The sequence below is a fragment of the Streptomyces sp. KLMMK genome (genome assembly GCF_036961605.1).
In the GTDB taxonomy this organism is placed as follows: domain Bacteria; phylum Actinomycetota; class Actinomycetes; order Streptomycetales; family Streptomycetaceae; genus Streptomyces; species Streptomyces telluris.
Window position 1 is genome coordinate 1 of the sequence record NZ_JBAMDC010000137.1, and the last position, 15,563, is coordinate 15,563.

Annotated in this window: 13 protein-coding genes and 1 pseudogene; 4 read left to right on the forward strand and 10 right to left on the reverse strand. The window is 71.8% G+C overall.

Features of this window, described 5'->3' with window-relative positions; genetic code table 11:
* Positions 1-595: TetR/AcrR family transcriptional regulator (locus V7793_RS20075; RefSeq protein ID WP_336008446.1), on the reverse strand; the 595-nt coding region annotated here is incomplete at its 3' end.
* 84 nt (positions 596-679) lie between these two features.
* Here V7793_RS20075 and V7793_RS20080 point away from each other — a divergent pair.
* On the forward strand, positions 680-2,224 hold the full coding sequence (locus V7793_RS20080) for an FAD-dependent monooxygenase (RefSeq protein WP_336008447.1): 1,545 nt from the start codon (positions 680-682) through the stop codon (positions 2,222-2,224).
* Positions 2,225-2,236: 12 nt separating this feature from the next.
* Here the strand turns inward: V7793_RS20080 and V7793_RS20085 are convergent, their stop codons facing one another.
* A complete protein-coding gene (locus V7793_RS20085; RefSeq protein ID WP_336008448.1) occupies positions 2,237-2,854 on the reverse strand; it encodes a YceI family protein in 618 nt (205 codons plus the stop codon).
* Between the two features lie 227 nt (positions 2,855-3,081).
* Here V7793_RS20085 and V7793_RS20090 point away from each other — a divergent pair, with 227 nt between their 5' ends.
* The 3 genes from V7793_RS20090 (at position 3,082) to V7793_RS20100 (ending at position 7,490) form a co-directional block, all read left to right on the forward strand.
* The gene (locus V7793_RS20090) at positions 3,082-5,478 is read left to right on the forward strand and encodes a polysaccharide lyase 8 family protein (protein WP_336008449.1); all 2,397 of its coding nucleotides are present in this window, start codon (positions 3,082-3,084) and stop codon (positions 5,476-5,478) included.
* 219 nt (positions 5,479-5,697) lie between these two features.
* Positions 5,698-7,281, forward strand: a complete 1,584-nt coding sequence (locus V7793_RS20095) for an acyl-CoA carboxylase subunit beta (protein WP_168094037.1) — start codon at positions 5,698-5,700, stop codon at positions 7,279-7,281.
* An 11-nt stretch (positions 7,282-7,292) separates the two neighbouring features.
* Entirely contained in the window at positions 7,293-7,490 is a 198-nt protein-coding gene (locus V7793_RS20100) for an acyl-CoA carboxylase subunit epsilon (RefSeq protein ID WP_336008452.1), read from the forward strand.
* A 254-nt stretch (positions 7,491-7,744) separates the two neighbouring features.
* Here the strand turns inward: V7793_RS20100 and V7793_RS20105 are convergent, their stop codons facing one another.
* The 8 genes and pseudogenes from V7793_RS20105 to V7793_RS20140 all read right to left on the reverse strand — a co-directional run.
* A complete protein-coding gene (locus V7793_RS20105) occupies positions 7,745-8,326 on the reverse strand; it encodes a GTP-binding protein (RefSeq protein WP_049717346.1) in 582 nt (193 codons plus the stop codon).
* On the reverse strand, positions 8,307-8,828 hold the full coding sequence (locus tag V7793_RS20110; protein WP_336008454.1) for a DUF742 domain-containing protein: 522 nt from the start codon (positions 8,826-8,828) through the stop codon (positions 8,307-8,309). The genes V7793_RS20105 and V7793_RS20110 overlap by 20 nt, the downstream gene beginning before the upstream one ends.
* A gap of 83 nt (positions 8,829-8,911) precedes the next feature.
* Positions 8,912-9,334, reverse strand: coding sequence for a roadblock/LC7 domain-containing protein (locus tag V7793_RS20115; RefSeq protein WP_049717348.1), 423 nt, complete (start codon positions 9,332-9,334; stop codon positions 8,912-8,914).
* A 1-nt stretch (position 9,335) separates the two neighbouring features.
* Positions 9,336-12,527, reverse strand: coding sequence for a sensor histidine kinase (locus tag V7793_RS20120; protein ID WP_336008457.1), 3,192 nt, complete (start codon positions 12,525-12,527; stop codon positions 9,336-9,338).
* Between the two features lie 418 nt (positions 12,528-12,945).
* On the reverse strand, positions 12,946-13,542 hold the full coding sequence (locus V7793_RS20125) for a GTP-binding protein (RefSeq protein WP_256789561.1): 597 nt from the start codon (positions 13,540-13,542) through the stop codon (positions 12,946-12,948).
* Complete coding sequence (locus tag V7793_RS20130) at positions 13,523-13,930, reverse strand: DUF742 domain-containing protein (RefSeq protein WP_058046432.1); 408 nt, start codon at positions 13,928-13,930, stop codon at positions 13,523-13,525. The genes V7793_RS20125 and V7793_RS20130 overlap by 20 nt, the downstream gene beginning before the upstream one ends.
* A 104-nt stretch (positions 13,931-14,034) precedes the next feature.
* A complete protein-coding gene (locus tag V7793_RS20135; RefSeq protein WP_179082803.1) occupies positions 14,035-14,457 on the reverse strand; it encodes a roadblock/LC7 domain-containing protein in 423 nt (140 codons plus the stop codon).
* Positions 14,458-15,563: pseudogene (locus tag V7793_RS20140) on the reverse strand (histidine kinase); the annotation flags it as partial.

A 15,563-nucleotide genomic window follows, 5' to 3' on the forward strand; every position in this document is an offset into this window, starting at 1 on the left:
CGTACGCCCGCTCGGCGTCGGCGTGGGCCGCGGCCAGGACGGCGCCGGTGATGTGCCCGGACGCGAGGCGCACCCAGTTGTCCCGCGCGAGGACGTGGTGGACGGCGATGACCTGTGTCGCCGCCAGGCGCGCCGTCACCTCGTCCGCACCTGCCTCCGCCAGGGCCTCGGCCAGCGCCCGTTCGTCCTCGGCGACGTAGTGCACGAGGCGGGCCTGCAGACTCTGCGTCGAGTAGAGCATGTTCCGGAAGGCCAGCACGGCGGGGACGTCGCACAGTCCCGTGACGGGGTCGCGGGCGTCGAGCCGCGCGTGGAAGTGGGCGCGCAGGGCGGCCAGCGGCGCCGTCCCGGGTTCCCGGTCGCGCACGACGCGTGCCGCCTCCCCCTGGTGGTCGGCGATGCGGTGGAGGGCCAGGTCCTCCTTGGCGGGGAAGTAGCGGAACAGCGTCGGCTTCGACACCTCCGCGGCCGCCGCCACCTCGGCCACCGACACCTGGTCGAAGCCGCGCTCCAGGAAGAGCGCGATGGCGGTCTCGGACAGCGTCTGCCGCGTGCGCTGCTTCTTGCGCTCCCGCAGCCCCGTCTCCTCGTTCACGGGCCCACCCTAGCAGAGTGGGCGTTACTCAGAATCTTTTGTTACTCGGTTGCGTTTTCTGGCCGGGCGGTCTTTCATGAGGGCATGACGACGACCAACGCCGCCGAAGCGACGACCGCTACCGCCGCAGCCCGTGCAACCGGCGCATCCGCCGCAACCGACGTCCTGATCGTGGGCGCCGGGCCCACCGGGCTCACCCTCGCCTGCACCCTCGCCCGCGCCGGAGCGGCCGTACGGATCATCGACAAGTCCCGGGAGTTCCACCGCGCCTCGCGCGGCAAGGGCCTCAACCAGCGCAGCCGCGAGTTCTTCCACGACCTCGGCGTGGAAGCCGAGGCGGCCGCCTCGGGCATCGAGCACATCACCCTGCGCAAGTACCGCGACGGCGTCGCGATCGCCGACACCGTCACCTTCGCGGACCGCACCCCCACGCCCGGCATGCCGTACGCCAGCGGGCTGATCATGCCGCAGTGGCGCACCGAGGAGATCCTGCGCGACAAGCTGGCGGAGTACGGCGTGGCGCCCGAACCCGGGTGCGAGCTGGCCGGGTTCACCCAGAGCGCGGACGGCGTCGTCGCGACGCTCGCCGACGGGCGGCGCATCGAGGCCGCCTACCTGGTCGGCTGCGACGGCGGCCACAGCCCGGTCCGCAAGGCGCTGGGCGTGGGCTTCGAGGGGTCGACCGACGCCGAGGAGTGCATGGTGGTCGGCGACGTCCGCGTGGACGGACTCGACCCCGCCTACTGGCACCAGTGGTTCGACGAGGACGCGGCGGTCCTGCTCTGCCCGTTCCGCGGCAGTGCGCACTGGCAGCTGCAGGGCATCCCCGAGCGCGATGCCGACGGGCGGCCGGCCGCACCCACGCTGGAGTCGTTCCAGCGGCTCGTCGACCGCTGCTCCCGGGACGCAGGCATCCGGCTGTCCGACCCGACCTGGTTCTCCATCTACCGCATCAACGTCCGGATGGCCGACCGCTTCCGCGTCGGCCGGGTCTTCCTCGCCGGGGACGCGGCCCACGTCCACTCCATCGCGGGCGGCCTGGGCATGAACACCGGCATCCAGGACGCCTTCAACCTCGGCTGGAAGCTCGCGCACGTGGTGCTCGGCCGCGCAGCGCCGGGCCTGCTGGACACGTACGAGGAGGAGCGGCTGCCGGTCGCCGCCTGGACGCTGAACCTCACCGACGAGCGGCTGCGCGCCGTGGTCGAGGGCGTGAAGGAGGCGGGCGTCGGAACGGAGGCCGTGATCACGGACGACGTCACCACGCTGGGCGTCGGCTACGGCTGGAGCTCGCTGGCATGGGGCGGCGCGAAGGCCGGCGGGCGGGCGCCCGACGCACCCTGCCGGAACGGCCGGCTCTTCGACGTCTTCGCCGGGCCGCACTTCACGCTGCTCGGCTTCGGCCGGGGGAGCGCGGCGGCCCTCGCGGAGGCGGGGGAGAAATGCGCGGGCCTGCTGCGCACGCATCTCATCGAGGACGGGGACGACCCCGGCGGACACGCCCGCCGGGCGTACGGGGTGGAAGGGGACGGGCTCGTGCTCGTACGGCCCGACAACCACATCGCGCTGAGCGCGGGTGCGGACCGAGGCGCCGAGGTCGTCGACCGGCTGCTGCGCCTCGGCCGGTGACACCGCACGGGGTCAGGCCTGCGGGGCGGCCTTGACCGCGGAGATGTCGAAGGTCAGCTTCACCTTGTCGCTGACCATCACCCCGCCGGTCTCCAGGGCGGCGTTCCAGGTCAGGCCCCAGTCGGAGCGCAGGATCTCGGCGCCGCCCTCGAAGCCGACGCGCTCGTTGCCGTAGACGTCGGTGGCCGAGCCGTTGAACTCCAGGTCGATGGAGAGCGGGCGGGTGACGTCCTTGATGGTGAGGTCGCCGGTGATGCGGTAGCGGTCCCCGCCGAGCTGCTCGGCGGCGGTGGAGCGGAAGCGCATCAGCGGGAAGCGCTCGGCGTCGAAGAAGTCGTCGCCGCGCAGGTGCGCGTCGCGGTCCTTCATGCCGGTGTCGACGCTCGCGATCCGCACGTCGATGGCGGCGGTGGAGCGGGATGGGTCGGTGCCGTCGAGGCCGAGGGTGCCCTCGTGCTCGGTGAAGGCGCCCTTGACGTTGGTGACCATGGCGTGGCGGACGGTGAAGCCGATGCTGCTGTGGGCGGGGTCGATGGTGTAGTCGCCGGTCAGGGCGGCCAGTGCGGGGTCGACGGCGCGCGGCGCGGGGACGGCGGGGGTTGCGCTCTGCTTGCGGCTGAAGAGGCCCATGGTGTGCTCCTTGGTCGAGTTCGTTTCGCTCCGGCCAGATTTGTTGAATGTTCAACTTGACCGTGAAAGAACCGTAGCGCGCTCTGGTTGAATATTCAACATCTCTGGGGGGTGAATTCCGGCCGACGCCGCCCCGGGGGCATTGCCACGCCCCCGGCCCCGTGCCACGGTGTGCCTCCGGCACCGTCCGCACCGTCCCGCACCACGCGCCCCGGGGAGGACCCGCCGTGCTGTCCGGCTCCGCCGCACCCCTGCCGTCCGCCTGGACCCGCAGGGGATTCCTCGCCGCCTCCGTCGCCGGCACCCTCGGCCTCACCGCCACCACCCCCGCCGCCCGCGCCGACGACGAGGCCGCCTTCGCCACCCTCCGCGCCCGCTGGCGCGGCCTCATGCTCGGCACCGGCTTCGACCCCGCCGCGGAGCCCTACGCCTCCGGCCTGCGCCGCACCGGAGAGCTCGCCCGCACCTACCGGGCCACGCTCGCCCCCGGCCCCGGCTCGCTCTGGCCCGACGCCCCCTTCGACCCGCCCTCCGGCATCACCCGCAGCTACGCCCGCCTGCACACCATGGCCCAGGCCCACGCCCAGCCCGGCACGGGGCTGACCGGCGACCCGGCCCTGGCCGCCGACACCCTCGCCGGGCTCGACCACGTCCACGCCCGCATCTACCACCCCGCCACCACCCGCTACGGCAACTGGTGGGAGTGGCAGATCGGCAGCCCCAGGCTCCTCCTCGACAGCCTCACCCTCCTGTACGACGAGGCCGGCGCGGCACGGCGCACCGCCTTCCTCGCCGCCGTCGACCACTTCGTCCCCGACGCGATGCTCGGCGACTACACCGGCACCAGCACCGGAGCCAACCGCGTCGACCTGTGCCGCGTCGTCGCCCTCCGCGGCATCCTCGGCGCCTCCGCCGCCAAGACCGCACTCGCCCGCGACGCCCTCTCGCCCGTCTTCCCCTACGTGACCCGCGGCGACGGCCTCTACGCCGACGGCTCCTTCGTCCAGCACACCCGCGTCGCCTACTCCGGCACCTACGGCCAGGTGCTGCTCGACGGGCTCGGCCGGCTCCTCGCCCTGCTCCGCGGCTCCCCCTGGGAGATCACCGACCCGGCCCGGCGGACGGTCTACGACAGCGTCGAGAAGGCGTACGCCCCCCTCGTCCACGACGGGCTCGTCATGGACAGCGTCTCCGGCCGCGCCGTCAGCCGCGGTCTGCAGAGCGCGGACCCCGGCCGGCAGCAGCAGAGCGACCACCAGCGCGGCCACGCCCTCATCGCCGCCGTCGCCCTCCTCGCCGGCAGCGCGAGCCCGGCCGAACGCACCCGCTGGCACGCGATGATCAAGGGCTGGGCCGCCCGCGACACCACGCTCCCGCTGCTCACCGACCCCTCGCTCGGCGTCGCCGACCACGCCCGCCTCGCCGCCGCCTGCGCCGCGCCCGCGCCCCCCGCACCCGCCCCCGTGGGGCACCGCCTCTTCCCCGCCATGGACCGCGCCGTGCACCGCCGCCCCGGCTGGACGGCCAATCTCGCCATGGCCTCCGACCGCATCGCCCACTACGAGAACGGCAACGGCGAACACCCGCGCGGCTGGCACACCGGCGCCGGAATGCTCTACTGGTGGCGCGCGGGCGACGGCGCCCCGTACACGGACGCCTTCTGGCCCACCGCCGACCCCTACCGGATGCCCGGCACCACCGCCTCCGCCAAGCGGCTCGCCGCCGGCGAAGGCGGCGCATGGGGCGAGCCCCGGCCCGACGTCCGCTGGGTCGGGGGAGTGACGGACGGCCGGTTCGCCGTCGCCGGCCAGCACCTCAAGGGGCTCTCCTCCACCCTGGAGGCCCGCAAGATGTGGATCTTCGCAGCGGACGCCGTAGTCTGCCTGGGCGCCGGCATCACCGCGCGCGACGGCACCCCGGTCGGCACGACCGTCGAGCACCGCAACCTCGGCGCGCACGGGACCCCCGCCCTCCTCGTCGACGGCGCGCCCCAGCCCGTCACCGACGGCTGGAGCGCCCGCTACGAGGCCGCCCGCTGGATCCACCTCGAAGGCCACGGCGGCTACGTCCTCCCCGGCGGCGCCCCGCTCCACGCCCTGCGCGAGGCCCGCACCGGCGCCTGGCGCGACATCAACGCCGGCGGCGCCCCGACCCCCCTCACCCGGCGCTACCTCACCCTGTGGCACCCCCACGGCACCGACCCCGCCGGCGCCGCCTACGCCTACCTCCTCATGCCCGGCGCGGGACCCCGCGCCGTGGCCGCCCGCGCCGAGGACGACGCCTGGCTCGCCCTCCTCGCCAACACCGCCGCATGCCAGGCCGCGCACCTGCCCGCCCTCGGCCTCACCGCCGCCGCCTTCTGGGCCCCCGGCGCCGCAGGCCCCCTCGCGGTCACGGCCCCCTCCGCCGTACTCGTCCGCGACCGCGGCCGGACCGCTACCCTCCATATGGCCGAACCGGTCCGGACCGGAATGCCCTTCGAGATCGCCTGGGACCGCCCCGTGCGCCGGGTGACGGCGCACGACGCCACGGTGCGCGTCCTGTCGACAGGCGACAGCCTCCGGCTGCGCGTGACCCCCGGCACCGCCTGCGCCCCCCACCGCTGCACCGTGACCCTGGAATGACCCGGTGTGACGGCGTCCGGGGCCCCGGACCCGTCAAGTTCGCCAGCCTACGGGTCAGAGGCAAGAGTCTTGTGGAACATCTACAACCTCACCCCCCTATAGGGGGGACCCCTGCTCCCGGCGGCTGCGCGGCTCTGTGCCGCCTGCCCACCAAAAGGCACATGACGTTGTATGGAAACGACATGAGTCCCGGGCGTCCTCGCCACGTACCGTCTATGCATGAGCAATCTCGAAGGTGCGCCCGTAGAGGCGAGTGACGTCCGTGGGCGCGTCGCCGAGCTGCACGCCATTCGCGAGCAGGTTCGGCGTGGTCCGAGCGAGCGGGCGACCCAGGCCCAGAAGGCCAAGGGGAAGCTGACTGCCCGGGAGCGTATCGACCTCCTGCTGGACGAAGGGTCCTTCTCGGAGGTGGAGCCGCTGCGCCGGCACCGCGCCTCGGGGTTCGGACTGGAGAGCAAGAAGCCCTACACCGACGGTGTGATCACCGGCTGGGGCACGGTGCACGGCCGCACCGTGTTCGTCTACGCGCACGACTTCCGGATCTTCGGCGGTGCGCTGGGCGAGGCCCATGCCACCAAGATCCACAAGATCATGGACATGGCCATCGCCGCCGGCGCGCCCCTGGTGTCGCTGAACGACGGTGCCGGTGCCCGTATCCAGGAGGGCGTCTCCGCCCTGGCCGGCTACGGCGGCATCTTCCAGCGCAACACCAAGGCCTCCGGCGTCATCCCGCAGATCTCCGTGATGCTCGGCCCCTGCGCGGGCGGCGCGGCCTACTCGCCGGCCCTGACCGACTTCGTGTTCATGGTCCGCGAGACCTCGCAGATGTTCATCACCGGCCCCGACGTCGTCCGCGCCGTCACCGGCGAGGAGATCACCCAGAACGGCCTCGGCGGTGCGGACGTGCACGCCGAGACCTCGGGCGTCGCGCACTTCGCGTACGACGACGAGGAGACCTGCCTGGAGGAGGTCCGCTACCTCCTCTCGCTGCTGCCGCAGAACAACCGCGAGAACCCGCCGCGCGTGGCGAGCGAGGACCCCGCCGACCGGCTGGGCGAGGCCCTGCTGGACCTGGTGCCCGCCGACGGCAACCGCCCGTACGACATGCGCAAGGTCATCGAGGAGATCGTCGACGAGGGCGAGTACCTGGAGGTCCACGAGCGCTGGGCCACCAACATCATCTGCTCCCTGGCCCGCCTGGACGGCCAGGTCGTCGGCATCGTCGCCAACCAGCCCCAGTCGCTGGCCGGCGTCCTCGACATCGAGGCCAGCGAGAAGGCCGCGCGCTTCATCCAGATGTGCGACGCCTTCAATATTCCGATCATCACTCTTCTGGACGTCCCCGGCTTCCTCCCGGGCGTCGACCAGGAGCACGGTGGAATCATCCGCCACGGCGCCAAGCTGCTGTACGCCTACTGCAACGCCACGGTGCCGCGCATCTCGGTCATCCTGCGCAAGGCCTACGGCGGCGCGTACATCGTCATGGACTCGCAGTCCATCGGCGCGGACCTGACCTACGCCTGGCCGACCAACGAGATCGCGGTGATGGGCGCGGAGGGCGCCGCCAACGTGATCTTCCGCAAGCAGATCGCCGAGGCGGACGACCCCGAGGCGATGCGGGCGCGCATGGTCAAGGAGTACAAGGCCGAGCTGATGCACCCGTACTACGCCGCCGAGCGCGGACTGATCGACGACGTGATCGACCCCGTCGAGACCCGGCAGGTGCTGATCCGCTCGCTGGCCATGCTGGCCACGAAGCACGCCGACCTGCCCTCCCGCAAGCACGGCAACCCGCCCCAGTAAGGGAGACACGCATGAACGACACGCTGGTACGCGTGGAGAAGGGCACGGCGGACGCCGAGGAGCTCGCGGCCGTCACCGCCGTCCTCCTCGCCCGCGCCGCCGCCACCAAGAACCACACGGCCCCGCCCCGCCCGCGCCGCTCCACGGCCGTCTGGCGCCGCCTGGAGCGCACGCCGGGCTTCCGCGCGCCGCACAGCTGGCAGGGCTGAGACCGGGGGTCCGGGGGTTGCCCCCGGGCGGACACCGCCGCGCGCCGCACAGCCGGCAGGGCTGGTACCCGCTTCATCACGCCGGACGGGCTTGATTCCGCTGAGACAGCGGAATCAAGCCCGTCCGGCGTTGGCGTCCCGTCCGGCGTCGGCGTGGAGCGCAGTCGTCCGGGAAGACATACGCAGAAGGCCCCCGCACACGCTCCGTGAGGAGCGCGGTGCGGGGACCTTTTCGCGTCGGTGCGACCGACGCCTCACCGAAGGCGCGCCATCAGGGCGTGCTCGACCAGGGTGATCAGCGCGCTCTTCGCCTCGTTGCGGTGGCGGGCGTCCGTGGTGATGATCGGCGCGTCGGGGCCGATCTGCAGCGCCTCGCGGACCTCGTCCGGCGTGTAGGGCTGGTGTCCGTCGAAGCCGTTGAGGGCGATGACGAAGGGCAGGCCGCTGTTCTCGAAGTAGTCGACCGCGGGGAAGCAGTCGGCGAGGCGGCGGGTGTCGACGAGGACGACGGCGCCGATGGCGCCGCGGACCAGGTCGTCCCACATGAACCAGAAGCGGTCCTGGCCGGGGGTACCGAACAGGTACAGGATCAGGTCCTGGTCCAGGGTGATGCGGCCGAAGTCCATGGCCACGGTCGTCGTGGTCTTGTCCGGCGCGTGGGTGAGGTCGTCGATGCCCGCCGAGGCGGACGTCATGACGGCTTCGGTCCGCAGCGGGTTGATCTCCGAGACCGCGCCGACGAACGTGGTCTTGCCCACGCCGAAACCGCCCGCCACCACGATCTTCGCGGAGGTGGTGGAGCGGGCTGCCTCGCCGCTAGAGGTTCCGAAGTCCACTGAGCACCCTTTCGAGCAGTGTCACGTCAGGCTGGCCGCCGGCGGACTCGTCGCCGCCGGGCTGATGGATGGCGACGAGTCCGGCCTCCGCCAAGTCGGCGACGAGGATTCGGGCGACGCCGAGGGGAATGGTGAGAAGTGCCGAGATCTCGGCGACCGACTTGATCTCGCGGCACAGGTGGCAGATGCGCTGGTGTTCCGGCAACTGCCCTTGGAGCTGGGCCGGCTGGGCCGTGGTGTGCACCAGCGCCTCGATGGCGAGCTGGTAGCGCGGCCGGGTCCGGCCGCCGGTCATTGCGTAGGGGCGGACCAGCGGATTGCTCCGCTTGCCGCCGGAAGGGGACGAGGACGCCCTGCGGTGCGACGTCTGCGGTACTTGCGGGGGCCGTGCCGGCTCCGCCTGCGCACGATGGCTTGGTGCGGAGGGGAAATTGAAGCGGTTCAGCGGAGGCTGAGCCTGCTGGTCATTGCCGTACGGGTAACCGCCGGGGGGCGTTGCCACGTCTCCTCCTCAACGTGCCTGTCTGCTGCTGGTCGCGCCACCGCACCCTATGGCGCGGTGGCGCGAAACGCACTGCCTCTTTGCTAGTTGAGAAGGCTCCCCTGCAGTTCGGCGCGGAGGTCCGGGGTGAGGACGTTGCCCGCGCGGTCGACGAGAAGGGCCATCTCGTAGCCGACGAGGCCGATGTCGCACTCGGGGTGCGCCAGCACGGCCAGGGAGGAGCCGTCGGAGATGGACATGATGAAGAGGAAGCCTCGTTCCATCTCCACCACGGTCTGGTTGACGGCGCCGCCTTCGAAGATGCGGGAGGCTCCGGCGGTCAGCGAGGTCAGGCCGGAGGCGACGGCCGCCAGCTGGTCGGCGCGGTCCCTCGGGAACCCTTCGGACATCGCCAGAAGGAGTCCGTCGGCGGAGACCACGACGGTGTGGGAAACCCCTGGGGTGTTCTCCACGAAACTGGTGATCAACCAGTTCAGGTTCTGCGCCGCCTGGCTCATCGGGCTCACACTAACGCTCCTGATCGTAGGTGCCGCCGGGGCCGAAGCCCTGGTCGTGTTGCTCATGCTGCTCATGTGTGGTGGCCGGACCGCTGTCGGTCCCCACGGTGCGCCCCTGCTGGACACCGCGACGCAGGTTGCTGAGCCTGCCGCGTATGTCCTCCGGGGCACGGGAAATCTGGGAACCGCCCTGCGGCGTCTGCGCCGCCTTGCCCTCGATCAGATTGGCCTTGGGCACTCGGCGGGGCAGTCCGGAGGGGGTCACTCCGCCGGCCTTCGGATCCCGGAGCTGCTCGGCACGGTGCCAGCGCTCGTCGTTCTCCGATCGCCAGTCGGGGCTTTCACCCTCGTGAGGCTGCTGTAGGTCCTGCTGGGGCTGCTCCGGTTCGCCGGCCCCCACGGCCTCTTCGACAGACTCGGACTGCTGCCACTGCGTCGCGCGTCGCGGCAGACCGGACCCGGTCAGCGAGTGGGAGCCGCTCGTAGAGGGGCCCGGACGGTCGAACTCTACGCGCTCGGGCTGCGCCGTGTCAGCGGGCGGCAGTGATTCCGAATCCGCTCCGTAACCCTGCGGGCCACCGTCCTGGTACGCACCGGGCTGCTGCCACACGTCGTTGCGGGTCGGGACCTCGGGCTCGGCGTACGCCTGCTGCTGCGGGTAACCGGCCTCCGCGTAGCCCTGCTCGGCATAGCCCTGCTCGGCGTAGCCGGAGTCCGGGTAGCCGTGCTGCGGCTGCTGCTGCTCGTAGGACTGCTCGTACGGCTGCTCGGGCAGCGCCGGGAACTCCTCGGTCCGGTGCGGGCCCTGCTGGTCGTACTGCTGCTGGTCGTACGCCGGCTGCTGCTCGTGCTGTTGCGGCACCTCGTCGCGGAACAGCGGGCGGCTGTCGGCGGCCGCCTCCAGCGCCGCACGCCGCTCCTCACGGAGCCGGGAGCGGTTCACCGGGTCCAGCGTGGCGCCCGGGGCGCCCTGCTGCGGCTGCTCGTAGCGGGAGTCGTCGAAGCCCAGCTCCGCCGCGGTCCGCATGCGGTTCACGGCGCCGGCGCCGGCGTTGGCACCGGCCTGGACGCCGGGGGCCGCCTGCTGCTGGCCCGGGACCATCTGGGAGACGGTGAAGTCGTCGGCGGACAGCTCGTCCTCGCCACCGCCACCGTGCGTGATCCGGTCCGGCAGCATGACCAGGGAGGTCGTGCCTGCCTGCTCGCCCGAGGGGCGCAGCTGGACGCGGATGCCGTGGCGCGTCGCCAGGCGGCCGACCACGAACAGGCCCATGCGCTGGGAGATCGTGGCGTCCACGGTCGGCGGGTTGGCCAGCTTGTGGTTGATGTCCGCGAAGTCCTCGGCGGTCAGGCCGATGCCCTTGTCGTGGATCTCGACCATCACGCGGCCGTCGGGCAGACGCGTCGCGGTGACCCGGACCTTGGTGTGCGGGGAGGAGAACGAGGTCGCGTTCTCCAGCAGCTCGGCGAGGAGGTGCACGAGGTCGGTCACGGCGAGGCCGTGGATCTCGGCGTCCGGGACGCCCGAGAGCTCGATGCGCTCGTAGGCCTCCACCTCGGAGGAGGCGGCGCGCAGCACGTCCACCAGCGGGACCGGCTGGTCCCAGCGGCGGCCGGGCTCCTCGCCGGCGAGGACCAGGAGGTTCTCGCCGTTGCGGCGCATACGGGTGGCCAGGTGGTCCAGGCGGAAGAGGTTCTCCAGCTGGTCCGGGTCCGCCTCGTGCTCCTCGAGCTCGGTGATCAGGGTCAGCTGACCCTCGATGAGGCTCTGGTTGCGGCGCGAGAGGTTGGTGAAGATCGCGTTGACGTTGCCACGGAGCAGGGCCTGCTCGGCGGCGAGCCGGACGGCCTCGCGGTGGACCTGGTCGAAGGCGCGGGCGACCTCGCCGATCTCGTCCCGGGTGGTGATCGGGATCGGCTGGACCCGGGTGTCGACCCGGCCCGGGTCGGTCCGCGACAGCTGGTCGACCAGCGCGGGCAGGCGCTGCTCGGCCACGTCGAAGGCGGCGCGGCGCAGGCGGCGCATGCTGCGGCTCATGGAGCGGGCCATCATGCCGGCCACGAAGAAGGCGAGCAGCAGGGCCACGACCATGACCGAGCCGTTGAGGATCGCGTCGCGCTGGGCGTCGGAGGAGATCTTCTCGGCCTCGTTCACCGCCTTGTCGGTGAGGTAGACCTCCACCGAGCGGTAGGCGTCGAACTTCGCCGTGGCGGCGTCCTGCCAGCCGGCCGCGGTGATGCCCGCGGTCTCCAGCTGTTCCTTGGTCTTGCCCGCCATGATCGCGTTGGCGATCTTCTCCTGCTCCGACGACTTCGCCTTGGTGGCGATGGCGTCGTTGAGCCGGCTGATGTCGTCCTCGGTGCCGCTCGCGTCGTACTCGGCGCGGGCGATGTACTCGAGGAAGTAGTAGGAGGAGAAGGACGTGCGCTGGAGCTGCTGCTCCTTGGGGTCCTTCGCCGGCTTGACGAGCAGGTGGGTACCGATCGCGCGCTCGAGCGACTCGGCGGCCTTGGCCAGGGAGACGGCGTAGACCATGCGGCCGTAGGAGACGACGTTCTCGTTGCCCAGGCCCGAGCCCAGCTCGTTGGCGAAGGCCATGAGCGGACGCTGGATGGCGCCGTAGCCGTCCTCGGTCTGCACCCCGGTCATCGCGGGCGTGTAGGCGGCCTTGCGCAGCTTGGGCAGCGTGCCCTCCGCCTCGCGGAAGAGCTTCATGCGGCGGCGCAGGCCCGCGGTGTCCGGCATGTCCTTGACGGTCTTGTCGAACTCCGCGCGGGCGGCGTCCGTGGCGTCCCGGGTCTTCTTGATGACCGGGTCGTCGGGGTTGTTCTGCAGGAGCGGCTGGGCCGTCAGGTCGCGCTCGTCGATCACCGCGTGGGCGTAGGTGGCCGCGGCGCGCACCACTCGCGCGGTGTTCGCGGCGTCCTTGGCCTGCTCCCAGGTGTCGACCTGCTCCTTCACGTGCAGGCCACCGACCACGACGGCCACGATCACGGGGATCATGAGGATCGCGTTCAGCTTGGCGGGCACCCGCCAGTTGCGGGGGGAGAACCGGCCGCCCGAGCCCCCGGAGGGAGCCGGGGTTTCGGGCACGCTCGAAGCAGGGGAAGGCGAAGGCGGCACCGCTCCGCGCGACGGCGGGGTGAAGTTGCCCCGCTCGTCCTGCGTCTGCTGTGCGGCGCCCGTCTTTCTGCGCGTCACTCGACCAACAACCTCTCGGCGTCGGCACCCGGGTTGTGTGCCGTTTTTCGGCTGAGCCGTTACTGCTCAGTTCCTGGAATTCCAGCACGTCGGGGGTGCGCATTCCAAACAGCGGGGGCCCCCGCCAGGCCACTCGATTTGCCCGACATAAAACGGGCATTAAGAGCGAGCGGCGCCAAATGGCGGGCGAAACGTGCGCACAGTGAAGTCGACCGAACGCGGTGGGTTGCCGCGTCCGGTCGATTCTCTGTCGAAACGTTATGAACTCTGCGTCGGGTCGTGTCCAATGCCACAGCCCCTCCGTAACGTTTCACGCGACGATCTGGGCGATGCGGAAGTTGTCGGCGAAGAGCAGACAAAGGGCCGGTGGAGAACCGGCGGAGAACCGACGAAAAGCTGACGAAGAGCTGACGAAGAGTTACTTCAGCCGGGCCATCAGAGCGTGCTCGACCAGGGTGATCAGCGCGCTCTTCGCCTCGCCGCGGTGGCGGGCGTCGGTCGTGATGATCGGCGTGTCCGGCCCGATCTGCAGCGCCTCGCGGACCTCTTCGGGGGCGTAGGGCTGGTGCCCGTCGAAGCCGTTGAGGGCGATGACGAAGGGCAGGCCGCTGTTCTCGAAGTAGTCGACCGCGGGGAAGCAGTCGGCGAGGCGGCGGGTGTCGACGAGGACGACGGCGCCGATGGCGCCGCGGACCAGGTCGTCCCACATGAACCAGAAGCGGTCCTGGCCCGGCGTACCGAAGAGATACAGGATGAGATCGTCATCCAGGGTGATACGGCCGAAATCCATCGCCACGGTGGTCGTGGTCTTGTCCTGAACGTGGCTCAGATCGTCGATGCCCGCCGAGGCGGACGTCATGACGGCTTCGGTCCGCAGCGGACTGATTTCCGAGACCGCGCCGACGAACGTGGTCTTGCCCACGCCGAAGCCGCCCGCCACCACGATCTTCGCGGAGGTGGTGGAGCGGCCCGCGCCGCCGCCGGCGACGCCTCCGCTAGAGCTTCCGAAGTCCACTGAGCACCCTTTCGAGCAGTGTCACATCCGGCGTCCCGCCGGACTCTCCGCTGCCGCCCGGCTGGTGGATCGCCACCATGCCGGCCTCCGCCAGGTCCGCGACCAGAATGCGCGCCACGCCGAGCGGCATGTTCAGCAGCGCCGAGACCTCGGCGACCGACTTGACCTCGCGGCACAGGTGGCAGATCCGCTGGTGCTCGGGGAGCAGACTCCCGAGCACGGCCGGGTCGGCGGTGGAGCTGACCAGTGCCTCGATGGCGAGCTGGTAGCGCGGCCGGGTGCGGCCGCCCGTCATGGCGTAGGGGCGGATCAGCGGCTCTTCGCCTTCACTCCCGTACGGCGCGTGATGAGAGGCACCGTACGGGCCGGGCGAGGCGGGCGGGGTCATGAATCCTCCGGACGGGACAGCAGGACTGGCAATAATGCCGTCGAGCGCGGGCCGGTGGGGGGTTTTCGGCCGTACGGTCGGACGGGATCAGCAGGAAACATCGGTCAGTTCAGCAGGCTGCCCTGGAGCTCGGCGCGGAGGTCCGGGGTGAGGACGTTGCCCGCGCGGTCGACGAGAAGGGCCATCTCGTAGCCGACGAGGCCGATGTCGCACTCGGGGTGCGCCAGCACGGCCAGGGAGGAGCCGTCGGAGACGGACATGATGAAGAGGAAGCCTCGTTCCATCTCCACCACGGTCTGGTTGACGGCGCCGCCTTCGAAGATGCGGGAGGCTCCGGCGGTCAGCGAGGTCAGGCCGGAGGCGACGGCCGCCAGCTGGTCGGCGCGGTCCCTCGGGAACCCTTCGGACATCGCCAGAAGGAGTCCGTCGGCGGAGACCACGACGGTGTGGGAAACCCCTGGGGTGTTCTCCACGAAACTGGTGATCAACCAGTTCAGGTTCTGCGCCGCCTGGCTCATCGGACTCAACTAACGCTCCTGCTGGTAATTGGTGGGGTCAACGGTGTGGTTGCCCGTGGTCGTGTTGCCGGCCTGACGCCCCTGCTGGATACCCCGGCGGAGGTTGGTCAGACGGCCGCGCACGTCGTCGGGTGCACGCGAGACCTGCGGGCCGACCTGCTGGATCGGCTGCGTCGTCTGCGCGGCGCCCTCGACGAGGTTCGCCTTGGGGACGCGGCGCGGCAGCCCGGAAGAGGTCTTGCCGCCCGCGGAGGGCTCGCGGACCTGCTCGGCCCGGCGCCACGTCTCGTCGTTGGGGGACTGGCGCCAGTTGTCGGCCGGGGCCTGCTGGGGCTGCTGGGCCGCAGGCGCCTGGCGGGTCTGCGGGACCGGACGGGCCTGCGACGGCCGGGTCGGCCGGCCGGCCTGCGGGGCCCGGGGGACCGCGCCGAGCGGGCCGCGCTCCGGGTCCTGGAGGGACTGGCGCGGCTGGCGCTTCGGCAGGTTCTGGCCGGAGGGCGCGTCCGGGGTCTGCTCCGGCGCGCCGGCCTGACCCTCGCCCGCGGCGCCGCGGAACCAGTTGGACTCCAGCTCCTCGAACAGCGGCGAGCTGTGCCCCGACTCACGGAGAGCCGGCTGGGCGAACTGACCGGTGGTGCTGGTCAGCGGGTCGTCGTCGAGCTCCGGGCGGGCGAACTGGCCCGACGTGCTGCCGGGCGCTTCGCCGAGGGCGGGGCGCTCGTACTGGCCGGACGTGCTGCTCGGCGTGTCGCCCTGCACGGGGCGGGCGAACTGACCGGACGTGCTGCCGGGTGCCTCGCCGAGGGCGGGGCGCTCGTACTGGCCGGACGTGCTGCTCGGGGCGTCGCCCTGCACGGGGCGGGCGAACTGGCCCGACGTGCTGTTCGGCGCGTCACCGCGCTGCGGACGGTCGAACCCGCCCGCGGCGCCCCGGGGCTCCGGAGCCGACCCGATCGCCGGGAACTCGGCGGTGTCGCCCGGCCCGGCGCTCGGCAGCGCGGGGCGCGAGGCGGGGAACCGACCGGTGCTCTCGACGTCCTCGTGACCGCGCGGGCTGTCCTGCGCGGAGCGCGCGGAGCCGCCTTCGGCCACGGGCCAGTCGTCCACGGGGGCGG